This window comes from Streptomyces ureilyticus (genome assembly GCF_011045025.1).
Classification (GTDB): Bacteria; Actinomycetota; Actinomycetes; order Streptomycetales; family Streptomycetaceae; genus Streptomyces; species Streptomyces ureilyticus.
In genome coordinates this window covers 15,702-34,174 of record NZ_JAAKZX010000003.1, presented here as the reverse complement: position 1 = coordinate 34,174, position 18,473 = coordinate 15,702, and the positions used below count along the sequence as shown (strand labels likewise).

The following is an 18,473-nucleotide window of genomic DNA, read 5'->3' as shown; positions in this document are numbered from 1 at the left end:
ACAACTCTCAGATGCGACGCAGGCGGAAAACTGCCGCATCAAGGTCCCCGCGCAGACCGGTGCGCAATCCGTGATGCACCAACACGGCACCTCTGTACACTTCGCCCGTTTCGAGGCATTCGTACGTCTCTGCCGGATCGAGCCCCTGCAGTCGTACGGGCGACACGGGCTCGCCGTAGTGCTGAGCCTGGAGCCAGGCCAGAACGACGGCCTGGTCCTCATGGACGTACTGCACGGCACTCAGCCCGCCCTGCGGTGCCCGCAGCCGGTAGAGGTCGCCGCGGCTCACGACGGGCCGGATCTCCTTGTAGAGCGCCACCCAGTCCCGTGCCTCGGCGAGCTCCTCGTCACTCCACTCGGTCAGGTCGCCACCGACCCCGAGCACTCCGGCCATGGAGCTCACAAAGCGGAAGCGCAGCGAACTCACGCGCCCGTTGAGCTGCTTGTTGGGGCTGTCGGTGACCCAGGCAGCCATGGCCCGCGCCGGGTGGACCTGACTGAAACCGTGCTGGATGGCGAGCCGGTCGAGCGGATCGGTGTTGTCCGAGGTCCACACCTGGTCCGTACGCGCCATGACGCCGAGGTCGATCCGGCCGCCACCGCCGGAGCAGGACTCGAAGGCGACCCCCGGGTGCGCGGCCCGCAGCCGGTCCAACAGGCCGTACAGGGCGTGCACATGGTCCACCCACAGCCGCTGCGGATACGCCTCTCCGGGCCAGCCGGCGTCCGTGAAGCAGCGGTTGAAGTCCCACTTCACATAGTCGATCGGGGCACTGGAGAGCAGCCCGTGAAGCTGCTCCCACAGGTACTCCTGGACGTCTTCGCGCGCGACGTTCAGTACGAGCTGATTGCGGAGCTCTGTCTTCTTTCGTCCCGGTTGGTACTGAATCCATTCGGGATGCGCTCGATACAACTCGCTGTCCGCATTGACCATTTCCGGCTCGACCCAGATCCCGAACTGCATGCCCAGGGCGCGCACGTCGTCGGCGAGGGGCTTGAGCCCGGCCGGGAAGCGGTCGGGGTTGGGTGTCCAGTCCCCGAGCCCGGCCCGGTCGCTGGTGCGCTTTCCGAACCAGCCGTCGTCGACCACGAAGAGCTCCACGCCCATCGCCGCGGCCCGCCGGGCGAGCGTCCGCTGCTGTTCCTCGGAGATGTCGAACTCCGTGGCTTCCCAGGAGTTGTAGAGCACGGGCCGGTCCTGGTCCGCGTCCGGGATCACATACGCCCGCTGGTACGCGTGCCAGGCCCGACTCGCCCCGCCGAAGCCGCCATCGCTCCACAGCCCCGCGAAGACCGGGGTGACAAAGCTCTCCCCCGGCTCCAGCCGCACCAGGCCGGATTCGTCGTACCCGGCGCCGCCGGTGATCTGCACGCGCGCGTCCGGGAGTTGGGCCACGGCGATCCGCCATGAACCGGACCAGGCGAGTGCGCACCCGTAGACCTCGCCGTGCTCCTCGGACGCCGCGCCCTCGACGTCCAGTGCGACCCAGGGCAGATGCTGGTGCCCGGTGTGCCCGCGCCGGCTGCCGATGACCTTCTCACCGTAGGTGAGGTCCGTTCGTACGAGCTGGGACTCGGCCGCCCAGCGCCCGTGCAGCTGCGACAGCCGCCAACCCTCGCGCTCCGGCAGCGTCCAGGTGGCGGAGTCGGCGCGCAGGACCTCCAGGACGGGCCCTTCGTTGGCGAGGGTCACCCAGCGCTCGACGACGTCGGCGGCGGGACGCATCCGGTAGTGCAGCGTGATGCCCAGCCCGGAGTCGGAGAACCGCAGCCGCAGTTCGACCTCGTCCGATTCATCGGATTCATCCACTTCGTACGCCTCGAAGCGCCACTCAGTGCCGCGCCGCTCGTCCGTCCGCACGGACAGCGCCGGCCGTACGAAGCGGGGGCCGCCCTCGACCGGGTACTCCTCGTGCCCGTCGAGCGGGGACTCGAAGGGCCAGTACTTCGGCCCGGGAGCTGCGGCCAGCGCCTCGGCGTCCGCCAGGTCGATGCGCGGCCCCCAGTGCAGATGCAGCAGCTCGTCCTGGTCCGTGAGCCGCAGGGCATAACTGCTCGTGGGCCCCGAAAGCAGCCACGTACGACCGTCTTTGCCGATCTCCACCATCAAGTCCTCACAGATCCGAACAAGCTCGCTCAAGCACAACATCATCGCAGGCGCTCGCACCTCGCCGGCACCACCTGTGGACAACACACCGCCCCCGGCTGTGGACAACTGATTGGCCTACGAATCCATGTCGTATCGTCGAGAGCGCGCCCCGCCGACAACAGCGTCGGCCGCCAACTGGGAGGAGCCCTCGTGACGCAGCAGGTCCCGTCGACCGAGCCCGAGCTGACCGGAGTGCGCAACTTCCGCGATGTGGGCGGCCTGCCGACCGAGGACGGCCAACGCGTGGCGCCCGGACTGCTGTTCCGCAGCGGCCATCTCGCGCACGCGACCGAGGAGGATGCCGCGTTCCTCGCCTCGCTGGGCCTGCACACGATCTTCGACTTCCGCAATGACGCGGACAAGAAGCTGGAGGGGGAGGACGTCGAGCTGCCGGGCGTACGGAATGTGAACCTGCCGCTGACCGATCCGGCACACGGCGCCGAGTTCTGGACGATGGTCCGCGACGGCGATCTGGACCAGCTGCGCGCGATCCTCGCCGACGGCAAGGCGGCGAACCGGATGATCGTGTCGTACCGCTCGATCATCAAGGGGCGCACGGCCGAGCACTCCCACGTACTGCACGCGATGGCCGAGGACAGCGTGCCCGCGCTGATGCACTGCGCGGCGGGCAAGGACCGCGCAGGCCTGTCCATAGCGATAACGCTCCTCGCCCTCGGCGTCGAGCGCGAGGCCATCGAGGCGGACTACCTGAAGTCGAACGCCCCCCATCGCCGCTACAAAGTGCGCCGCAGCGGCTCCGCGGCCTCGGTGTACTCCCCCGAGGTGATGGAACTGCTCAGCCCGCTCTTCGACGCACGCGCCGAGTACCTCGCGGCAGCGTTCGACACGATCGAGGAGACCTGGGGCGACGTCGACAGCTACCTGGAGCAGGGCCTTGGCGTGACCCCGAAGACACGGGAGCGGCTCCGGGAGCGCTTCCTCGACTGACCTCCCGGCAGACTGACCCTCCGTCTGCCGCCCCGACGCCTACTGGTTCTGCGCGCCGAGCGTGAACAGCAAGTAGATGAAGGCCGCGAAGAGGTGCCCGACGGCCACATAGATGATGAGCCGCACCCACAGAGCACGCGGGAACTTCTCTTCCATGTCCCTCATGAAGTCGCTCCAGGAGTCGTCGGACCGAGGCACAGCGCTGCCGTAGGGCTCTGCAACAGGGTGTGCACGAAGAGCAGTTCGGCGCCGTCCCGGTCCAGCCGGAGCTTTGCCTCACCGGTAAATCTCTTGCCTCTGAGGCAAAGACCGAAAAGCACCGGAGGCGCGCGCCCCCTACCGGTTGGCCACCGCCTGCTTCACCAGCGTCTTGCCGAAGTCCCACATCAGGCCGCCGCCGTTGTGGGCGTCGTCCATCACGTCGGTGAAGGCGTCCACGAAGCGGTCCACGTCCCGTTCGCCGATGATCAGTGGCGGAATCAGCTTTATCACCTCCAGGTGATCGCCCGAGACCTGCGTGAGGATCCGATGCCGCTGGAGCAGCGGTACGACCACCATCTGCGCGAACAGTCCCTTGCGCGCCGCCTGCAGCATGGTCCAACGGCTGCGCAGCTTCAGGGACTTGGGCCTGCCGAACTCGATGCCGATCATCAGCCCCCGGCCGCGTACCTCACTGAGCAGCTCGTACTTGTCCACGAGCGCGGCGAGCCGGGACTTCAACTCCTCGCCCATGGCGCGGGCGTTCGCGACGATCTTCTCGTTCTCCAGCACGGAGAGCACAGCGAGGCCGGCCGCCATGGCCTGTGCGTTGGCGCCGAAGCTCGCGGAGTGCACGAGGACGCGGTCCATCGAGGAGTAGACCTTTTTGAAGATCCAGTCCTTGCCGAGGGTCGCGCCCACGGGCACATAGCCGCCGGACAGTGCCTTGGCCACACACACCAGGTCGGGCTCGACGCCGGTTTCGTGCTGGTAGGCGTAGAAGTCTCCGGTTCGTCCGAGCCCGGTCTGCACCTCGTCGGCGATGAGCAGCGCCTTGTGCCGGTGCAGCAACTCCTGGGCGGCACGCAGATATCCGGGCGGCGACTCGTGCACGCCCTTGCCCTGGATCGGCTCGACGATCAGAGCGGCGACGTCCCCCTTCCTCAACTCCCTTTCCAGTACGTCCAGATCGCCGAGCGGCACCGCGGTGTCGGGCAGCAGCGGTGCGAAGCCGTCGCGGAACCCGGACTCGCCGTTCACGGACAGCGAGCCGGTGGTCAGCCCGTGGAAGGCGTGCGCGCAGTAGAGAACGCGCGGTTTCCCGGTCGCGTACCGCGCGAACTTCAGCGCCGTCTCGACCGCTTCCGTACCGCTGTTCCCGAAGAACACCCGGTCCAAGTGCGGGCTGTGGGTGAGGAGTTGTTCGGCAAGGAGACCAGGGAGGGGCTGGCAGTCGAAGCGGGTGAGGTCGGCGAGCGAGGCGTCGAGGACGTCGTGCAGCGCCTTGCGGACGACGGGGTGATGACGTCCCAGGCCCATCACCCCGAACCCGGCGAGCATGTCCAGGTAGTCGTTGCCCTCCGCGTCCCAGAAGTACGCGCCCTCGGCCCGTTCGTAGTACTTGTCGAAGCCGATGGTGTGCAGCATGCGCGGAAGCTGGTGGTTGAGGTGCCGGGCGTGCAGTTCGTAGCGCTCGGCCGCACGCCCGGCGAGTAGTTTGCCGAGGTCGAAGTCCCCGGACTGCGAAGGGGTTTCCGCGGTCATGCCTGTTTCTCCTTGGACACGTGCACCTTGACGGCGGCGAGTTCGGTCTCCGAGCCGTCCCGGCTCGCCTCTCGGGTGGCCAGACCCGCGCTGATCCGTCCCGCGATCTCGACGGGAGTGAGGCCGATGTCGGCCAGCACCTCCCCGCGCTTGGCGTGCGCGAGGAACTGCTCCGGAATACCGAACCGCCGTACGGGTACGTCGACTTCGGCATCGCCCAGTGCGAGGGCGACCGCCGCGCCCACGCCGGCGGCCCGGCTGTTGTCCTCGACGACGGCGACCAGGCGGTGCTCGGCCGCGAGCGGCGGCAGTGCGGGATCGACGGGCTTGACCCAACGCGGGTCCACCACCGTGCAGTTGACGCCCCGCGCTTCCAGCAGCTCGGCCGCCTGGAGACACACCGGCGCCATCACACCGACGGCGACCAGGAGTACTTCGGGCCTCTCGCCCCGGTGCAGGACGTCCAGCCCACCCACCCGGTCGACCGCCTCGATCGACGGCCCCACCGACTCCTTGGGGAAGCGGATCATCGTCGGAGCGTCGTCCACGGCCACCGCCTCCCGCAGCTGGGCCCGCAGTTGGTCGGCGTCACGCGGCGCGGCGATCCTCAGCCCCGGCACGACCTGCAGGATGGACATGTCCCACATGCCGTTGTGCGACGGGCCGTCAACTCCGGTGACTCCGGCCCGGTCGAGTACGAAGGTCACGCCGCAGCGGTGCAGCGCGACATCCATCAGCAGCTGGTCGAAGGCACGGTTGAGGAAGGTCGCGTACACCGCGACGACCGGATGCAGCCCGCCCGTCGCCAGCCCGGCCGCCGACACCGCGGCGTGCTGCTCGGCGATGCCGACGTCCCACACCCGGTCGGGGAACCGCTCCGCGAACTTCGCCAGGCCCACCGGGTGCAGCATGGCCGCCGTGATCGCCACGACGTCCTCGCGCTCCTCGCCGATCCGTACGATCTCGTCGCCGAACACCGAAGTCCAGGCAGGTCCGTTGGAGGGCGACAGCGGCTCGCAGGTGAGCGGGTCCATCACGCCGACCGTGTGGAAGTGGTCCTCCTCGTGGGCGAGCGCGGGTTCGTAACCGCGCCCCTTCTCGGTGAGGCAGTGGATTAGTACGGGCCCGTGGAACCGCTTCGCGCGCCGCAGCGCCGACTCCACCGCGCCCACGTCGTGCCCGTCGATCGGCCCGACGTACTTCAGTCCCAAGTCCTCGAACATGCCCTGCGGCGCGAACGCGTCCTTAAAGCCCTTCTTCGCGCCGTGCAGCGATTCGTAGACCGTGTTCCCGATGATGGGCGTGTTCAGCAGTACGTCCTTGCCCCAGGCCAGCACCTTCTCGTAGCTGTCGGTGGTCCGCAGCGTCGCGAGATGGTTGGCGAGGCCCCCTATGGTCGGCGAGTACGAGCGCTCGTTGTCGTTGACGACGATGATCAGCGGCCGGTCCTTGGCGGCGGCGATGTTGTTCAGCGCCTCCCACGCCATGCCGCCGGTGAGGGCGCCGTCCCCGATGACCGCGACGACATGGCCCTTCTCCCCTTGCACCTGGCGGGCCTTGGCGAGACCGTCGGCCCAGCCGAGCGCGGTGGAGGCGTGGCTGTTCTCGACGATGTCGTGCTCGGACTCCTCGCGCGAGGGGTAGCCGGACAGGCCGCCCTTGCCGCGCAGCTTGGAGAAATCCTGACGTCCAGTCAACAACTTGTGTACGTAGCTCTGATGGCCGGTGTCCCACACGATGCGGTCGACCGGCGACTCGAAGACCCGGTGGAGTGCGATGGAGAGTTCCACCACCCCCAGATTGGGCCCGAGATGCCCGCCGGTCCTGGAGACCGCGTGCACCAGGAACTCCCGGATCTCGTCCGCCAGTTGATTGATATCCGCCTCGGACAGCGCCTTCAGGTCGCGTGGTCCCCGGATCGTCTCCAGAATCGTCACGCTAGGGCCCCCTCTCGGTCCGTGCTGTTCAACTCACGGTGACGGCCGGATCCCCCGACGCGACGCCGTCCTTCTGCATCTGCTCGGCGATCTTCATCGCCTCGTCGATCAGGGTCTCCACGATCTTCGACTCGGGCACCGTCTTGATGACCTCGCCCTTCACGAAGATCTGCCCCTTGCCGTTGCCGGAGGCGACGCCCAGGTCCGCTTCCCTCGCCTCGCCCGGCCCGTTCACCACACAGCCCATGACCGCGACGCGCAACGGGACCTCCATCCCCTCCAGGCCGGCTGTGACCTCGTCGGCGAGCTTGTAGACGTCTACCTGGGCCCGGCCGCATGACGGACACGAGACGATCTCCAGGCGTCGCTCCCGCAGCCCCAGCGACTCCAGGATCTGGATGCCGACCTTGCACTCCTCCGCGGGCGGGGCGCTCAACGACACCCGGATGGTGTCGCCGATCCCTTCGCTCAGCAACGCCCCGAAGGCGACCGCCGACTTGATGGTGCCCTGGAAGGCGGGGCCGGCCTCCGTCACACCCAGGTGCAGCGGGTAGTCGCACTGGGCGGCCAGCTGCCGGTACGCGTTGACCATCACCACCGGATCGTTGTGCTTCACCGAGATCTTGATGTCCCGGAAGTCGTGCTCCTCGAACAGCGAGGCCTCCCACAGCGCCGACTCCACCAGCGCCTCGGGCGTCGCCCTGCCGTACTTCTGCAGCAGCCGCCGATCCAGCGAGCCGGCGTTGACCCCGATCCGGATCGGCGTGCCATGGTCCTTGGCGGCCCGCGCGATCTCCTTGACCTTGTCGTCGAACTGCTTGATGTTGCCGGGATTGACCCGCACCGCCGCACAGCCCGCCTCGATCGCGGCGAACACGTACTTCGGCTGGAAATGAATGTCCGCGATCACCGGGATCTGCGACTTCCGCGCGATCGTCGCCAGCGCGTCCGCGTCATCCTGCGTCGGACAGGCCACCCGCACGATCTGGCAGCCCGACGCCGTCAGCTCGGCGATCTGCTGCAACGTGGCCCCGATGTCCGACGTACGCGTCGTCGTCATCGACTGCACGGACACCGGCGCCCCGCCCCCGACCGCCACCGGCCCGACCTGGATCTGCCGCGAGACACGGCGCTTCGCGATCGGTCGGACCGGCAACTCGGGGACCCCCAGGGAAATGGCGGTCATGGCATCACCCGCGGTTTCCGGAGACGGTCTCGCGGGCGGCCCGCAGCGACTCCTTGAGGGAGCCCATGGTGGCCATGACGGCGGTCGGCTCGTAGCCGCAGTGCGCCATGCAGTTGGCGCAGCGCGGGTCCTTGCCCCGGCCGTAGGCGTCCCAGTCGGTGTCCTCGATGAGTTGCTTGTACGTCGTGACGTACCCGTCGGCCATCAGATAGCAGGGCTTCTGCCAGCCGAACAGCGAGTAGTTGGGGATCGCCCACGCCGTGCACGGGAAGTCGACCTTGCCCTCGAGGAAGTCGAGGAACAGGGGCGAGTGGTTGAGCCGCCAGCGCAGCCGGTTGCCGCCCGCGAAGGCCTTCTTGAACAGTTCGCGGGTCTGCTCGACGCCGAGGAAGTGCTCCTGGTCGGGCGCCTTCTCGTAGGCGTACGCGGGCGAGATCATCATCTCGTCGACCTTCAGGTCGTCGTTGAGGAAGTTGAGCACCTCGATGATGGTCTGCGGGGTGTCGGTGTTGAAGAAGGTCGAGTTGGTGGTGACCCGGAAGCCGCGCTTCTTGGCCTCCTTGATGGCCGCCACGGCCTCGTCGAACACACCCTCCTTCGCGACGGACTCGTCGTGCCGCTCGCGCAGACCGTCGATGTGCACGGCGAACGCGAAGAACGGCGAAGGCTTGAACTTGTCCATCTTCTTGCGCAGCAGCATGGCGTTGGTGCACAGGAAGACGTACTTCTTCCTGGCCACCAGCTGCCGCACGATCTCGTCGATGTGCGGGTGCATCAGGGGTTCGCCGCCGGCGATGGACACCATCGGAGCACCGGATTCGAGCACCGCCCCCACGGCCTGCGCCACCGGCATGCGCTGCTTGAGCACTCCGGCCGGGTGCTGGATCTTGCCGCAGCCCTCGCACTTCAGATTGCAGGCGTACAGCGGTTCCAGCTCGACGATCAGCGGAAACTTGTCCCGCTTGCGAAGCTTCTGTTCAAAGAGATACGTCGCGACCTTGATGGTCTGGCGGAGTGGCATGGCCATCTGGCTCACCTCCTGGGGAGCAGCAAAGAACGGTGCCATTCGACGAAAGCGGGAAGGACAGCACTAAGTACGCGGAAAGCCGATATTCCACCGCGCACCGTGCCGATCCGGACGAGTTCATGTTCTGGAGCGTCCACGACCACCCGGACGGCCGCAACCGGGCGCGCGCCCGCGCGGACGGCGCCGTGGAGTGTGGCCGCCGACTCCATGTCGACCGCGATTGCGCCGGTCCTGAGCAGTTCCGACCGTTCGTGTCCGCGGACGACGTGGTCGGAGCCGGTGAGCGGTCCGGTGTGTACGGTGCGCCCGGGCACGGCACGCACCAGTTCCTTGACGAGCAGATCGGTGCCCACGCATGGGGTGCGGCCTCGCGCGTCCCGGGTCTCCTCGGCGACGACTAGGTCACCGGGGTGCATGCCGGGCGCGAGTCCGGCGCAGAAGCCCGTGGCCAGGACGGCCGCGTCCCTCAGCGCCGGACCGGCGAGCGCCCGGTTGATCGCCCGGTCGGCGGCCAGGGGCCCCATGCCGGTACGCAGCACGGTGACCGGACCGTCCGCACCGCCGCGCCCGCCGCCGCGCAGGGCAAGGCGTTCGATGCCGAGCGCGCAGGCAATCAGCAGCGGGGCGGCGGCAGGTGTCGTGGCCATCAACTCCCCTTCGCCTGGGGGCCGGTGAACGGCTCGCCGTGGACGTACCGGCCGAGTGCGGTCAGCGGGAAGACCTGCCGGTAGAGGTGGTAGTTGATCGAGAAGTCCCACGGGAAGCCAGTGCCGGTGAAGTACGGCTCGTCCCAGGTGCCGTCCTCCCGCTGGGTCTGGGCCAGCCAGGCGATCCCGCGCTCCACGGCCTTGGACTCCCGCTCCCCCGCCGCGAGCAGCGCGAGCAGCGCCCAGGCGGTCTGCGAGGCGGTGGAGGCGCCCCGGCCGCTCCATTCCTTGACGTACTTGTACGAGCGCAGGTCCTCGCCCCAGCCGCCGTCGTCGTTCTGCACCGTCTCCAGCCAGGCGACGGCCCGGCGGATCGCCGGATGCGAGCCGGGCAGTCCGGCGGCGACCAGCGCGGGCACCACCGACCCTGTGCCGTATACGTAGTTGACGCCCCAGCGGCCGAACCAGGAGCCGTCCGCCTCCTGTTCGGCGAGCAGCCACTCGATGCCCCGCCGGGTGCGGGGATCGTGGGACAGCCCCTCGACGGCGAGCATCTCCACGACGTGCGCGGTGACATCGGCGGACGGCGGGTCGATGACCTCGCCGAAGTCGCAGAACGGCAGCCGGTTGGGGAAGGAGCTGGTGTTGTCGACGTCGAAGGCGCCCCACGCGCCGTTCTTCGACTGCATGCCGAGGTTCCAGCGCACCCCGCGCCCGATGGCCTTCTCGACGCGAGCCGGGTCGGGGTGCTTGACGCGGCGCAGCGCGAGGACGACCTCGGCGGTATCGTCGATGTCGGGGTAGTTGTCGTTGTGGAACTCGAACGCCCAGCCGCCAGGCGGCAGTTGGGGTCGGCGTACGGCCCAGTCGCCGGGCCGGACGATCTCCTCGCCGAGCATCCAGTCCACGGCCTTCACCAGCTGGGGATGGTCGGCGGGCAGTCCCGCGTCGGCGAGTGCGATGGTCGCGAGGCAGGTGTCCCACACCGGTGACTGGCAGGCCTCGATCATCCGGGCGCCGTCCTCGCGCCAGACGGCGAAGCGGTCCAGGGACTCCAAACCGGCCCGCATGACGGGGTGTTGGAGGTCGTAGCCGAGCAGACGCAGCGCGATGACCGAGTACACGGCGGGCGGCTGGATGCCTCCCCAGCAGCCGTCGTTCTCCTGCCGCTCGATGATCCAGCGGGCGGCACTGTTCATGGCGGCCTTGCGCAGCCGGCGCGAGGCGACCTTCCGGTAGCCGTGCAGCGCCTTGTCGAGCCGCTGGAAGACGCCGCCCCAACTGGCCGCCGGAGCAAGGGGCTTGGCGGGGTTCGGGGTGGCCGGGTCGGTGTGCAGTTCGTCGAGCGGGAACGGCGCGGGCCGTACCGGGCGCTTCGCCGAGACGATGGTGAGGGGCACGATGGTCTGCCGGGCCCAGCACCCGAAGTCGTAGATGTTCAGCGGCATCCACTTGGGGAAGTAGATGAGCTCCGGCGGGAGTTCGGGCAGGTCGTCCCACTTCCACCAGCCGAACAGGGCCAGCCAGATCCGTGTGAAGACCCGAGCGGAGGCGATGCCGCCCTGCTCACGGATCCATGCCGAGGCCTTCGCCATGTGCGCCGCGTCCGGGCTGTCACCGGCCAGCCGCAGCGCTACATACGCCTCGATGGTGGTGGAGAGTTCGCCGGGCCCGCCGTAGAACGTGGCCCAGGTGCCGTCCTCGCGCTGCTCGCCACGGATGAACAGCCCGGCGGCATGCGCGGTCTTCTCGTCGAGGATGCCCAGGAACTGGCGGAGCAGCAGGTCCTCGGCGTCCATCGTGACGTTCGTCTCGAGGTCGCCCTTCCACCAGCCCTGGGCGTCCTGCGTGGTGAGCAGGAAATCGGTGGCGCGCTGTATCGCGCGCTGGGCGGCATCCGATGCGTCGGAACTCCCGGCCGCCACGGGAGTCGTCATACGGGTTTCGCTGGCCGAGGCTGCCCGGGGCGGCAGCGCCCCAGTGCTTCCGTCGGTCGTCGCTGTCATGGCTTCCCCTTCGTGCAGTGTGCAATCGGTGCGTTCTGCTGTGGGTCCGCCGTCGGCCGGTGTTCGTGTTCCCGCGACACCGGCCGGCGACTACGCGAGGGCTATTCGACCGATAGTGATCATCTCTTTCGTACGACGACGAAGTCGGCGAGCGCCACCAGCTCGGCCCGTACCCGGTCCGGCATCGAGATCGAGTCCAGGGCGTCGATGGCGGTCGTGTGCTGGCGGCGGGCCTCCTGAGCGGTCCATTCGCGGCCGCCCGCCTCCTCGATGAGCGCGGCGCGCGTGGCGAACTCCTCCTCGGAGAAGTTCTCGAAGTCGCTGGCCTTGGCGTCCTCGGCGAGCAGCTCGCCGAGCCGCTCGGAGGACGGTCCGCCCGCCGCGAGAGCGGCCACGACCGGCAGGGACTTCTTGCGCTGGCGCAGATCGCTCCAGGGCCGCTTGCCGGTGGCCTCCGGGTCGCCCCAGATGCCCAGCAGATCGTCCACGGCCTGGAAGGCGAGGCCGAGGTGGTAGCCGTACTTCTCCAGCGTGTCGGCCGTGTGGTCGTCGGCGCCGCCGAGCACCGCGCCGATGGAGCAGGCGCAGGCGAGCAGGGCGCCCGTCTTGTTGCCCTCCATCTCCAGGCACTCCTCGACGGTGACCCGCTCGCGGTGCTCGTAGGAGATGTCCTGCGCCTGGCCGTCGATCAACGCGCGCGTGGCGGTGGTGAGGCGGCGGGTGGCGCGGCCCGCCTCGGCCGTGCCGAGTTCCAGGAGGATCTCGTTGGCCAGCGCGAACAGGGCGTCGCCGACGAGGATGGCCTGGGCGGGGCCGTGCACCTTCCACACGGTGTCGCGGTGCCGGCGCTGTTCGTCGCCGTCCATCAGGTCGTCGTGCAGGAGCGAGAAGTTGTGCACCAGTTCAACGGCGACCGCACCCGGTACGCCCACCTCGGGGGCGGCTCCGGCGGCCTGCGCGGACAGGACGGCGAGCGCGGGGCGTACGGCCTTGCCGCCGTCGCCGTCCGCGGGGTTGCCCTCGGCGTCGATCCAGCCGAAGTGGTAGGCGGCGACAGTGTCCATGGGAGGGGCCAGGCGGTCGATGGCCGCCCGCAGTACCGGTGTGGCCAGGGTCCGGCCGCGCTCCAGGAGCGCGGTCACGTCCACCGAGGTCCCTCGAGCGGGCGTTGATGCCGGGGGCACAGTGGGCACAGTCTCTCCTCTATTGGCGATACGGGGGGTGCGGGAGCCTGCTCCGCTCAGATCGAGCGTCACGCCGCCTCCTCGAAGAGCTCGAAGAGGTGATCGCGAGGCCGGCCCAGGGCGCTCAGCGCGGCACCGGCCGCACTCACGCCGCTGCGGACCGCACTCTCCATGGTCGCGGGCCACCCTGTGGCGGTCCACGCTCCGGCCAGGCAAAGGCCGGGTGCCTTGGTGCGGGCGCCGGGCCGCAGCCGCCCGACGCCGGGGGTCGGAGCGAACGTCGCGGTGCGCTCCCTGGTCACGAAGAAGTCCCGTACCTCGGCACCGCGCGTGCCCGGCAGCAGCCGCTCCAGCTCCGGCAGGTAGCGCTCGCGCAGCTCGGATACGGGGGCGTCGATCTCGTCGTGTGCGGCCGACTGCGACAGCGCGAGGTACTGGCCCTCGCGGAGGCCGGATGCCTCGGTCCGGTCGAAGACCCACTGCACGGGGGTGCCGAGCGCGGCGAAGAAGGGCTTGGCGAGCACCTTGCGGTCGTACACGACATGGATGTTGAGGATGGGTGCGGTGCCGATGGCGAGCAGCCGCTCGGGGGCGTCGAGCGCGCCTTCGGGCAGCAGATCGTGGGCTTCGCGTTGGGGTACGGCGAGCACGACCGCGTCGGCGTGGAGCGTCTCGCCGGGAACCTGAACCCTCCAACGTCCGTTCCCGTGTTGGGAGATGGAGGTGACCCGTGTTCTCAGTTCGGTACGGACGCCCGCGGAGTCGAGCGCCTTGCGCGCCCTCAGGTCATGCAGTTCACCCAACGGGACGCGCGCCCAGCCGATGTCGGCCGCGCCCGGGTCGGACAGCAGACCGGTCTTGAACACCATCGCGGCGAGCCCGAGCGAGGCGTCGCCGGCCACCGCGTTGAGGGTGGCGATCCCGACGAGGTCCCACAGTGCTTCGACGGCACGCGCCGACTGACCGTGCCGGGTCAGCCAGCTGCCGAAGTCCTCGGTGTCGAGGGCCGGGTCGGCGAGGTCGAGTGCCTGGAGCGCGAGCGCGGCACGCCCGACCTTGGCGCGCTCGGCGAGCGAGAGATGCGGGTACGTGGCGAGGCTGCGTCCGAGATGCAGCGGTACAGGCAGCGCGTCGCGCCGTAGTCTGCCGAGTCGGCTCCCCACCCGTTTCGCCAGGTCGAGTACGGGCACGTCGAGCCGGTCCTGGAGCGGTGCGAGTTCGGCTCCGTCGACGCGGTCGAGAAACCAGCGGTATGCGGTGCAGCAGCGCAGGTACACATGCTGGCCGTTGTCCACGGTGAGGGCGCCGCGCTGGAAGGAGAAGGCGAGCCCGCCGAGCCGCGGCCGGCCTTCGAGCAGCGTGACGCGTACACCCGCGTCGGCGAGTGCCAGCGCGGCGGTGATGCCGGCGAGCCCTCCGCCGACCACGACTGCGGCCCGTTCATGGCAGTCCGCGTCGAACCCCTCGGCCTGTGTGGTGTCGCTCATCGTGCACCCTCCCCCGCGGCCGAGCCGTGGCGATGGAGCGGTGCACGGCAGGCCGTTGAAGTCAGGGACGCCGTCCAGGACCGGAGGGTTGCGCACCGTTTCCCGGGAGTTGTGTCACCTTGGCCCAGAGTGTCCATCAGGCGCGCCTCCTGACGGTTCGGCGGGAGACGTGCCGGGCGTCGAGGCCGGAGAGGCCGCGCACGGCGACGTACGCCTTCTCGCGTCCGGGCAGTGAGACCCGGCCGCGCAGCACTGCTTCCGGCTCGCGCTCGATGCGTTCGAGCAGGCGACGGTAGATGCCGGCCATCGCGGCGACGCAGGCGCCGCTGCGTCGGTCCAGCATGGGCAGCAGCCGGTAACCCTCCGCGAAGAATGCGCGGGCCCTGCGCACCTCGAAGTGCACCAGGCCCTCGAAGTCGGAGCCCTCCGGTGGCCGGGTGTCCTTGAACCCGGCCGAGCAGCCGAACTTGGCGAGATCGTCCGCGGGCAGATAGGTCCGCCCGTCTTCGGCGTCCTCGCGAACGTCCCTGAGAATATTGGTGAGTTGGAGCGCGAGGCCGAGTGTGTCGGCGTACTCGGGCGCGCGCTCGACTCCGCGCGCCCCTGGTTCGGTGCCGAACACGCCGAGCGAGAGCCGCCCGATCGCCCCGGCCACGCAGCGGCAGTAGACCTTCAGGTCGTCCCAGGTCTCGTAGGTCTCGCCGCGTACGTCCATCAAAACGCCGTCGATGAGTTCGTCGAGGCCGCCGAGCGGAATGGGGAAGTGGTCCGCGGTGTGGCTGAGGGCGACGGCCACCGGGTCGGTGTCGTCCTCGGCCACGGAGCGGTCCCGGACCCGGGCGAGCAGTGCCCGGGTGTCCTCCAGGCGGGCCGCCTTGACCTCGGGGGCGAGCGCGCCGTCGCCGATGTCGTCGACACGTCGCGAGAACGCGTAGAGCGCCGACATGGCCCGGCGCTTGTGCGTCGGCAGGAGTCTGATGCCGTACGCGAAGTTACGGGCCTGCTGGCCGGTCACTGCCTCGCAGTAGCTGTATGCGGCGAGTACCGGTGCGGACACGTGCGTGGGAGACTCCACGGTCCGGATCACCCCTCTCCTCGCAGAGTCATGCCCGCCTCGCGGAGCAGCCGGAGCGTGCCGGGTTTGGGCGGGCCGGGAAGAACGTCGTATTCGGCGGTGCGCATCGCGTGGATTGCCGCCTTCCCCCCTGCCACGAATCCGGCGAGCAGCAGCCTCAGCCTGCCGTGGACGCTACCCACGAGGGGGGTGCCTTCATTCAGGAGGTTCCGGGCGCGTTCGGCTTCGAATGCGACAAGTGCGCGCACCGATGCGCCGGCGGTGGGCAGGGCGAGATCCGCCTCTTGGACATGGAACCGTTTCATGTCCTCGGCCGGCAGATAGACGCGGTCGCGGCCGAGGTCCTCTCTGACGTCCTGGAGGTGCTCGACGATCTGGAGTGCCGTGCAGACGGCGTCGGAGAGCCGCACCCGCTCCGGTGTCGAGGTGCCGGTGACGGCGAGGACGAGGCGGCCGACCGGGTTGGCGGACAGTTCGCAGTAGGCGAGCAGGTCGTCGTACGTCTCGTACCGCTTGACGAGCTGGTCCTGGCGGTTGGCCGCGATCAGCCCGAGGAACGGCTCGGGGGTGAGGCCTGCGCGGCGGACCGTCGGCTGGAGGCGGCGCAGGAGCGGGTGGCGCGGGCTCGCGTCGAAGACCCTGCGGAGGTCGGCCTCGAAAGCGTCGAGGAGGACCAGACGGTCCTCGGCCTGCTCGGGGGCCACACCGAGGAGGCGGGCGTCGGCGCCGCCGGGGGCGAGGTCGCCGTCGCCGATGTCGTCGACGAGCCGGGCGAAGCCGTACACGGCCATGAGGTCGGTGCGCCAGGCCCTGGGCAGGAAGAAGGGGGCCACGGGGAAGTTCTCGTGCGCGGCCTTGTCGAGGGTGGTGCGCTCCGGGCCGGGGGCGCGTGCGGTCCCGGCGGCCGTCACCGCTCGCTGCCTAGTACGGGGACGGCACACGCTTCGCGGAGCTGGAGAGTTTCCGTAGCCATTGCCGTCACGTCTCCCGTTCTACACCGCCGACCCAATAAGCGCCCATTTCGGACACGCCGCCCGGACGCCCGCGCCTTCGCCGGGCGCCGGTCTCGCGCATTATCGCCCTACTTGCCGCGAATAAGCACCGGTACAGCTTACGTTGTACAACGTTCCGTGCTTCGCCTGGGTGTCCTGCACATCACAACAACACACCGATTGGCGCCAAGCTTCCTGCGGCGAACCAGAGTTGGCTTCCTCTTTGCCCGGCTTGATCGTCCCCTGCTCGAACCTTGAGCAGGCCTTTCACGGGCCTGGCACGCGGGACCCCGCCGGAGGCGTCCCGGCGGGGTCGTCAGGGTGTGGCCCGGCCTACCTGCCGGTGAACTTCTCGTACTCCTTGAGGACCTCGTCGGTCGGGCCGTCCATCCGCAGCTCGCCGCGCTCCAGCCACAGGACGCGGTCGCAGGTGTCACGGATCGACTTGTTGTTGTGACTGACGAGGAAGACCGTGCCCGCGCTCTTGCGCAGCTCGCGGATGCGGGCTTCGGAGCGCTTCTGGAAGGAGCGGTCGCCGGTGGCGAGTGCCTCGTCGATCATCAGGACGTCGTGGTCCTTGGCGGCGGCGATGGAGAAGCGCAGGCGGGCGGCCATGCCGGAGGAGTACGTCCGCATGGGCAGCGTGATGAAGTCGCCCTTCTCGTTGATGCCGGAGAAGTCGACGATCTCCTGGTAGCGCTCGCGGATCTGCTCGCGGGACATGCCCATCGCGAGGCCGCCGAGGATGACGTTCCGCTCGCCGGTCAGATCGTTCATCAGGGCCGCGTTCACGCCGAGGAGCGAGGGCTGGCCGTCGGTGTAGACCTTGCCCTCCTCGGCGGGCAGCAGTCCGGCGATGGCGCGCAGCAGCGTGGACTTGCCGGAGCCGTTGGAGCCGATCAGGCCGATGGCCTCGCCGCGGTAGGCGATGAAGGAGACGCCGCGCACGGCGTGCACCTTGCGGACGCCGCGCTCCTCGCCGCCTCGCTTGAGTATGCGGCTGAGGGCGGCGGTGGCGCTTCCCTTGCCGGTCTTGGTGCCGTTGACGCGGTAGACGATGTGCAGCTCGTCCGCGATGACGGTGGGGATCCGGGTGTCGGTGATCTGCTCAGCCACGGCCGTACCGCTCCTCCGCCTTCCAGAAGTACACGAACCCGCTCGCGGCAACGAGTACGGCCCAGCCGACGGCGACCAGCCAGGCGAACGGCGGCAGATTGACGTCCCACTCGTAGCCGTCGATCAGCGCCCAGCGCATCAGGTCCATGTAGATGGCGGCCGGGTTCCACTGCAGGACGTCCGTGATCCAGACCGGCAGGTCGCGGTCCTCGAGCATGAGCGGGATCGAAAACATGACGCCGGACGCGTACATCCACGTACGCAGCACGAACGGCATCAGCTGCGCCAGGTCCGGCGTCTTGCTGCCGAGCCTCGCCATGATCATCGCGAGACCCATGTTGAACAGGAACTGCAGGGCCAGGATCGGGAGGATCGCCAGCCACTTGAGCGAGGGGTAGCTGCCGAAGCCGATCGTGACGCAGAACAGCACGAGCATCGAGAACAGCAGCTGCTGGAGCTGCTGCAGCGAGAACGAGATCGGCAGCGAGGCGCGCGGGAAGTGCAGCGCGCGCACCAGGCCGAGGTTGCCGGAGATCGCCCGGACGCCGGCCATCACCGAGCTCTGCGTGAAGGTGAAGACGAAGACGCCGGTCACGAGGAACGGGATGTAGACCTTGATGCCCATGCCCCGGTCGGCCTGGAGGATCAAGCCGAAGATGAGGAAGTAGACCGCCGCGTTCAGCAGCGGGGTCGCCACCTGCCACAGCTGCCCGAGCTTGGCCTGACTGTACTGGGCGGTCAGCTTCGCCTGTGAGAAGGCGAGGATGAAGTGACGCCGTCCCCAGAGCTGGCGGACGTACTCGACGAGTCCGGGCCGGGCTCCGCTCACGGCGAGCCCGTACTTGGCGGCGAGGTCCGCCGCGGAAAGCCCGTCATCGGGCGACGGGGGGGCGCTCACCGCGACTGACCCGTCATGCGTTGTCTCACTCACAGATGGAAACTTTCGTCCTCTTTGTGCGCAGCCTGGTTCGGGCCT

Annotated in this window: 16 protein-coding genes and 1 pseudogene; 1 reads left to right on the top strand and 16 read right to left on the bottom strand. The window is 69.1% G+C overall.

The window, feature by feature from the left end; genetic code table 11:
• Positions 1–7: 7 nt before the first annotated feature.
• Entirely contained in the window at positions 8–2,107 is a 2,100-nt protein-coding gene (locus G6048_RS01350) for an alpha-galactosidase (RefSeq protein WP_165337613.1), read from the bottom strand.
• A gap of 192 nt (positions 2,108–2,299) precedes the next feature.
• On the opposite strand from G6048_RS01350, the gene G6048_RS01345 reads away from it, so the two are divergent.
• The gene (locus G6048_RS01345; RefSeq protein ID WP_165337543.1) at positions 2,300–3,097 is read left to right on the top strand and encodes a tyrosine-protein phosphatase; all 798 of its coding nucleotides are present in this window, start codon (positions 2,300–2,302) and stop codon (positions 3,095–3,097) included.
• A 39-nt stretch (positions 3,098–3,136) separates the two neighbouring features.
• Here G6048_RS01345 and G6048_RS01340 read toward each other — a convergent pair whose 3' ends face one another.
• The 15 genes and pseudogenes from G6048_RS01340 to G6048_RS01275 all read right to left on the bottom strand — a co-directional run bounded on the left by G6048_RS01340 (position 3,137) and on the right by G6048_RS01275 (position 18,428).
• Positions 3,137–3,262, bottom strand: coding sequence for a DUF6126 family protein (locus G6048_RS01340; RefSeq protein WP_033329364.1), 126 nt, complete (start codon positions 3,260–3,262; stop codon positions 3,137–3,139).
• Positions 3,259–3,357, bottom strand: a pseudogene (locus G6048_RS49130) (XRE family transcriptional regulator); the annotation flags it as partial. The pseudogene G6048_RS49130 and the gene G6048_RS01340, both read right to left, overlap by 4 nt.
• 76 nt (positions 3,358–3,433) lie before the next feature.
• Positions 3,434–4,840: an aspartate aminotransferase family protein gene (locus G6048_RS01330; protein WP_165337542.1), complete on the bottom strand. Its 1,407-nt coding sequence runs from the start codon at positions 4,838–4,840 to the stop codon at positions 3,434–3,436.
• Positions 4,837–6,777, bottom strand: a complete 1,941-nt coding sequence (gene dxs, locus G6048_RS01325; protein ID WP_165337541.1) for a 1-deoxy-D-xylulose-5-phosphate synthase — start codon at positions 6,775–6,777, stop codon at positions 4,837–4,839. The genes G6048_RS01330 and dxs overlap by 4 nt, the downstream gene beginning before the upstream one ends.
• A gap of 28 nt (positions 6,778–6,805) precedes the next feature.
• Positions 6,806–7,963: a flavodoxin-dependent (E)-4-hydroxy-3-methylbut-2-enyl-diphosphate synthase gene (gene ispG, locus G6048_RS01320; protein ID WP_165337540.1), complete on the bottom strand. Its 1,158-nt coding sequence runs from the start codon at positions 7,961–7,963 to the stop codon at positions 6,806–6,808.
• A 4-nt stretch (positions 7,964–7,967) separates the two neighbouring features.
• On the bottom strand, positions 7,968–8,990 hold the full coding sequence (gene hpnH, locus G6048_RS01315; protein ID WP_033327214.1) for an adenosyl-hopene transferase HpnH: 1,023 nt from the start codon (positions 8,988–8,990) through the stop codon (positions 7,968–7,970).
• Positions 8,991–8,995: 5 nt separating this feature from the next.
• Positions 8,996–9,637: a phosphorylase family protein gene (locus G6048_RS01310; RefSeq protein ID WP_165337539.1), complete on the bottom strand. Its 642-nt coding sequence runs from the start codon at positions 9,635–9,637 to the stop codon at positions 8,996–8,998.
• Positions 9,637–11,643, bottom strand: a complete 2,007-nt coding sequence (gene shc / locus G6048_RS01305; protein ID WP_165337538.1) for a squalene--hopene cyclase — start codon at positions 11,641–11,643, stop codon at positions 9,637–9,639. The genes G6048_RS01310 and shc overlap by 1 nt, the downstream gene beginning before the upstream one ends.
• A gap of 119 nt (positions 11,644–11,762) precedes the next feature.
• Positions 11,763–12,836 (bottom strand): polyprenyl synthetase family protein, encoded by a 1,074-nt coding sequence (locus G6048_RS01300; RefSeq protein WP_165337537.1) that lies wholly within the window; start codon positions 12,834–12,836, stop codon positions 11,763–11,765.
• 59 nt (positions 12,837–12,895) lie between these two features.
• Positions 12,896–14,314: a hydroxysqualene dehydroxylase HpnE gene (gene hpnE / locus G6048_RS01295; protein WP_165337536.1), complete on the bottom strand. Its 1,419-nt coding sequence runs from the start codon at positions 14,312–14,314 to the stop codon at positions 12,896–12,898.
• Positions 14,311–14,451, bottom strand: coding sequence for a DUF6380 family protein (locus G6048_RS51730; protein ID WP_408056107.1), 141 nt, complete (start codon positions 14,449–14,451; stop codon positions 14,311–14,313). The genes hpnE and G6048_RS51730 overlap by 4 nt, the downstream gene beginning before the upstream one ends.
• On the bottom strand, positions 14,451–15,401 hold the full coding sequence (gene hpnD, locus G6048_RS01290; protein ID WP_165337535.1) for a presqualene diphosphate synthase HpnD: 951 nt from the start codon (positions 15,399–15,401) through the stop codon (positions 14,451–14,453). The genes G6048_RS51730 and hpnD overlap by 1 nt, the downstream gene beginning before the upstream one ends.
• On the bottom strand, positions 15,398–16,300 hold the full coding sequence (gene hpnC / locus G6048_RS01285) for a squalene synthase HpnC (protein WP_165337534.1): 903 nt from the start codon (positions 16,298–16,300) through the stop codon (positions 15,398–15,400). The genes hpnD and hpnC overlap by 4 nt, the downstream gene beginning before the upstream one ends.
• Before the next feature lie 414 nt (positions 16,301–16,714).
• Positions 16,715–17,497: an ABC transporter ATP-binding protein gene (locus tag G6048_RS01280; protein ID WP_165337533.1), complete on the bottom strand. Its 783-nt coding sequence runs from the start codon at positions 17,495–17,497 to the stop codon at positions 16,715–16,717.
• The gene (locus G6048_RS01275; RefSeq protein WP_165337532.1) at positions 17,490–18,428 is read right to left on the bottom strand and encodes an ABC transporter permease; all 939 of its coding nucleotides are present in this window, start codon (positions 18,426–18,428) and stop codon (positions 17,490–17,492) included. The genes G6048_RS01280 and G6048_RS01275 overlap by 8 nt, the downstream gene beginning before the upstream one ends.
• Between the last annotated feature and the right edge of the window lie 45 nt (positions 18,429–18,473).

Excerpts from the sequence above, each read along its gene's own strand:
- hpnE (WP_165337536.1), bottom strand. The coding sequence starts at position 14,314 with ATGAGCGACACCACACAGGCCGAGGGGTTCGACGCGGACTGCCATGAA.
- G6048_RS01350 (WP_165337613.1), bottom strand. The coding sequence starts at position 2,107 with ATGGTGGAGATCGGCAAAGACGGTCGTACGTGGCTGCTTTCGGGGCCC.
- G6048_RS01310 (WP_165337539.1), bottom strand. The coding sequence starts at position 9,637 with ATGGCCACGACACCTGCCGCCGCCCCGCTGCTGATTGCCTGCGCGCTC.
- G6048_RS01330 (WP_165337542.1), bottom strand. The coding sequence starts at position 4,840 with ATGACCGCGGAAACCCCTTCGCAGTCCGGGGACTTCGACCTCGGCAAA.
- hpnH (WP_033327214.1), bottom strand. The coding sequence starts at position 8,990 with ATGGCCATGCCACTCCGCCAGACCATCAAGGTCGCGACGTATCTCTTT.
- shc (WP_165337538.1), bottom strand. The coding sequence starts at position 11,643 with ATGACAGCGACGACCGACGGAAGCACTGGGGCGCTGCCGCCCCGGGCA.
- ispG (WP_165337540.1), bottom strand. The coding sequence starts at position 7,963 with ATGACCGCCATTTCCCTGGGGGTCCCCGAGTTGCCGGTCCGACCGATC.
- G6048_RS51730 (WP_408056107.1), bottom strand. The coding sequence starts at position 14,451 with ATGGACACTCTGGGCCAAGGTGACACAACTCCCGGGAAACGGTGCGCA.
- G6048_RS01340 (WP_033329364.1), bottom strand. The coding sequence starts at position 3,262 with ATGAGGGACATGGAAGAGAAGTTCCCGCGTGCTCTGTGGGTGCGGCTC.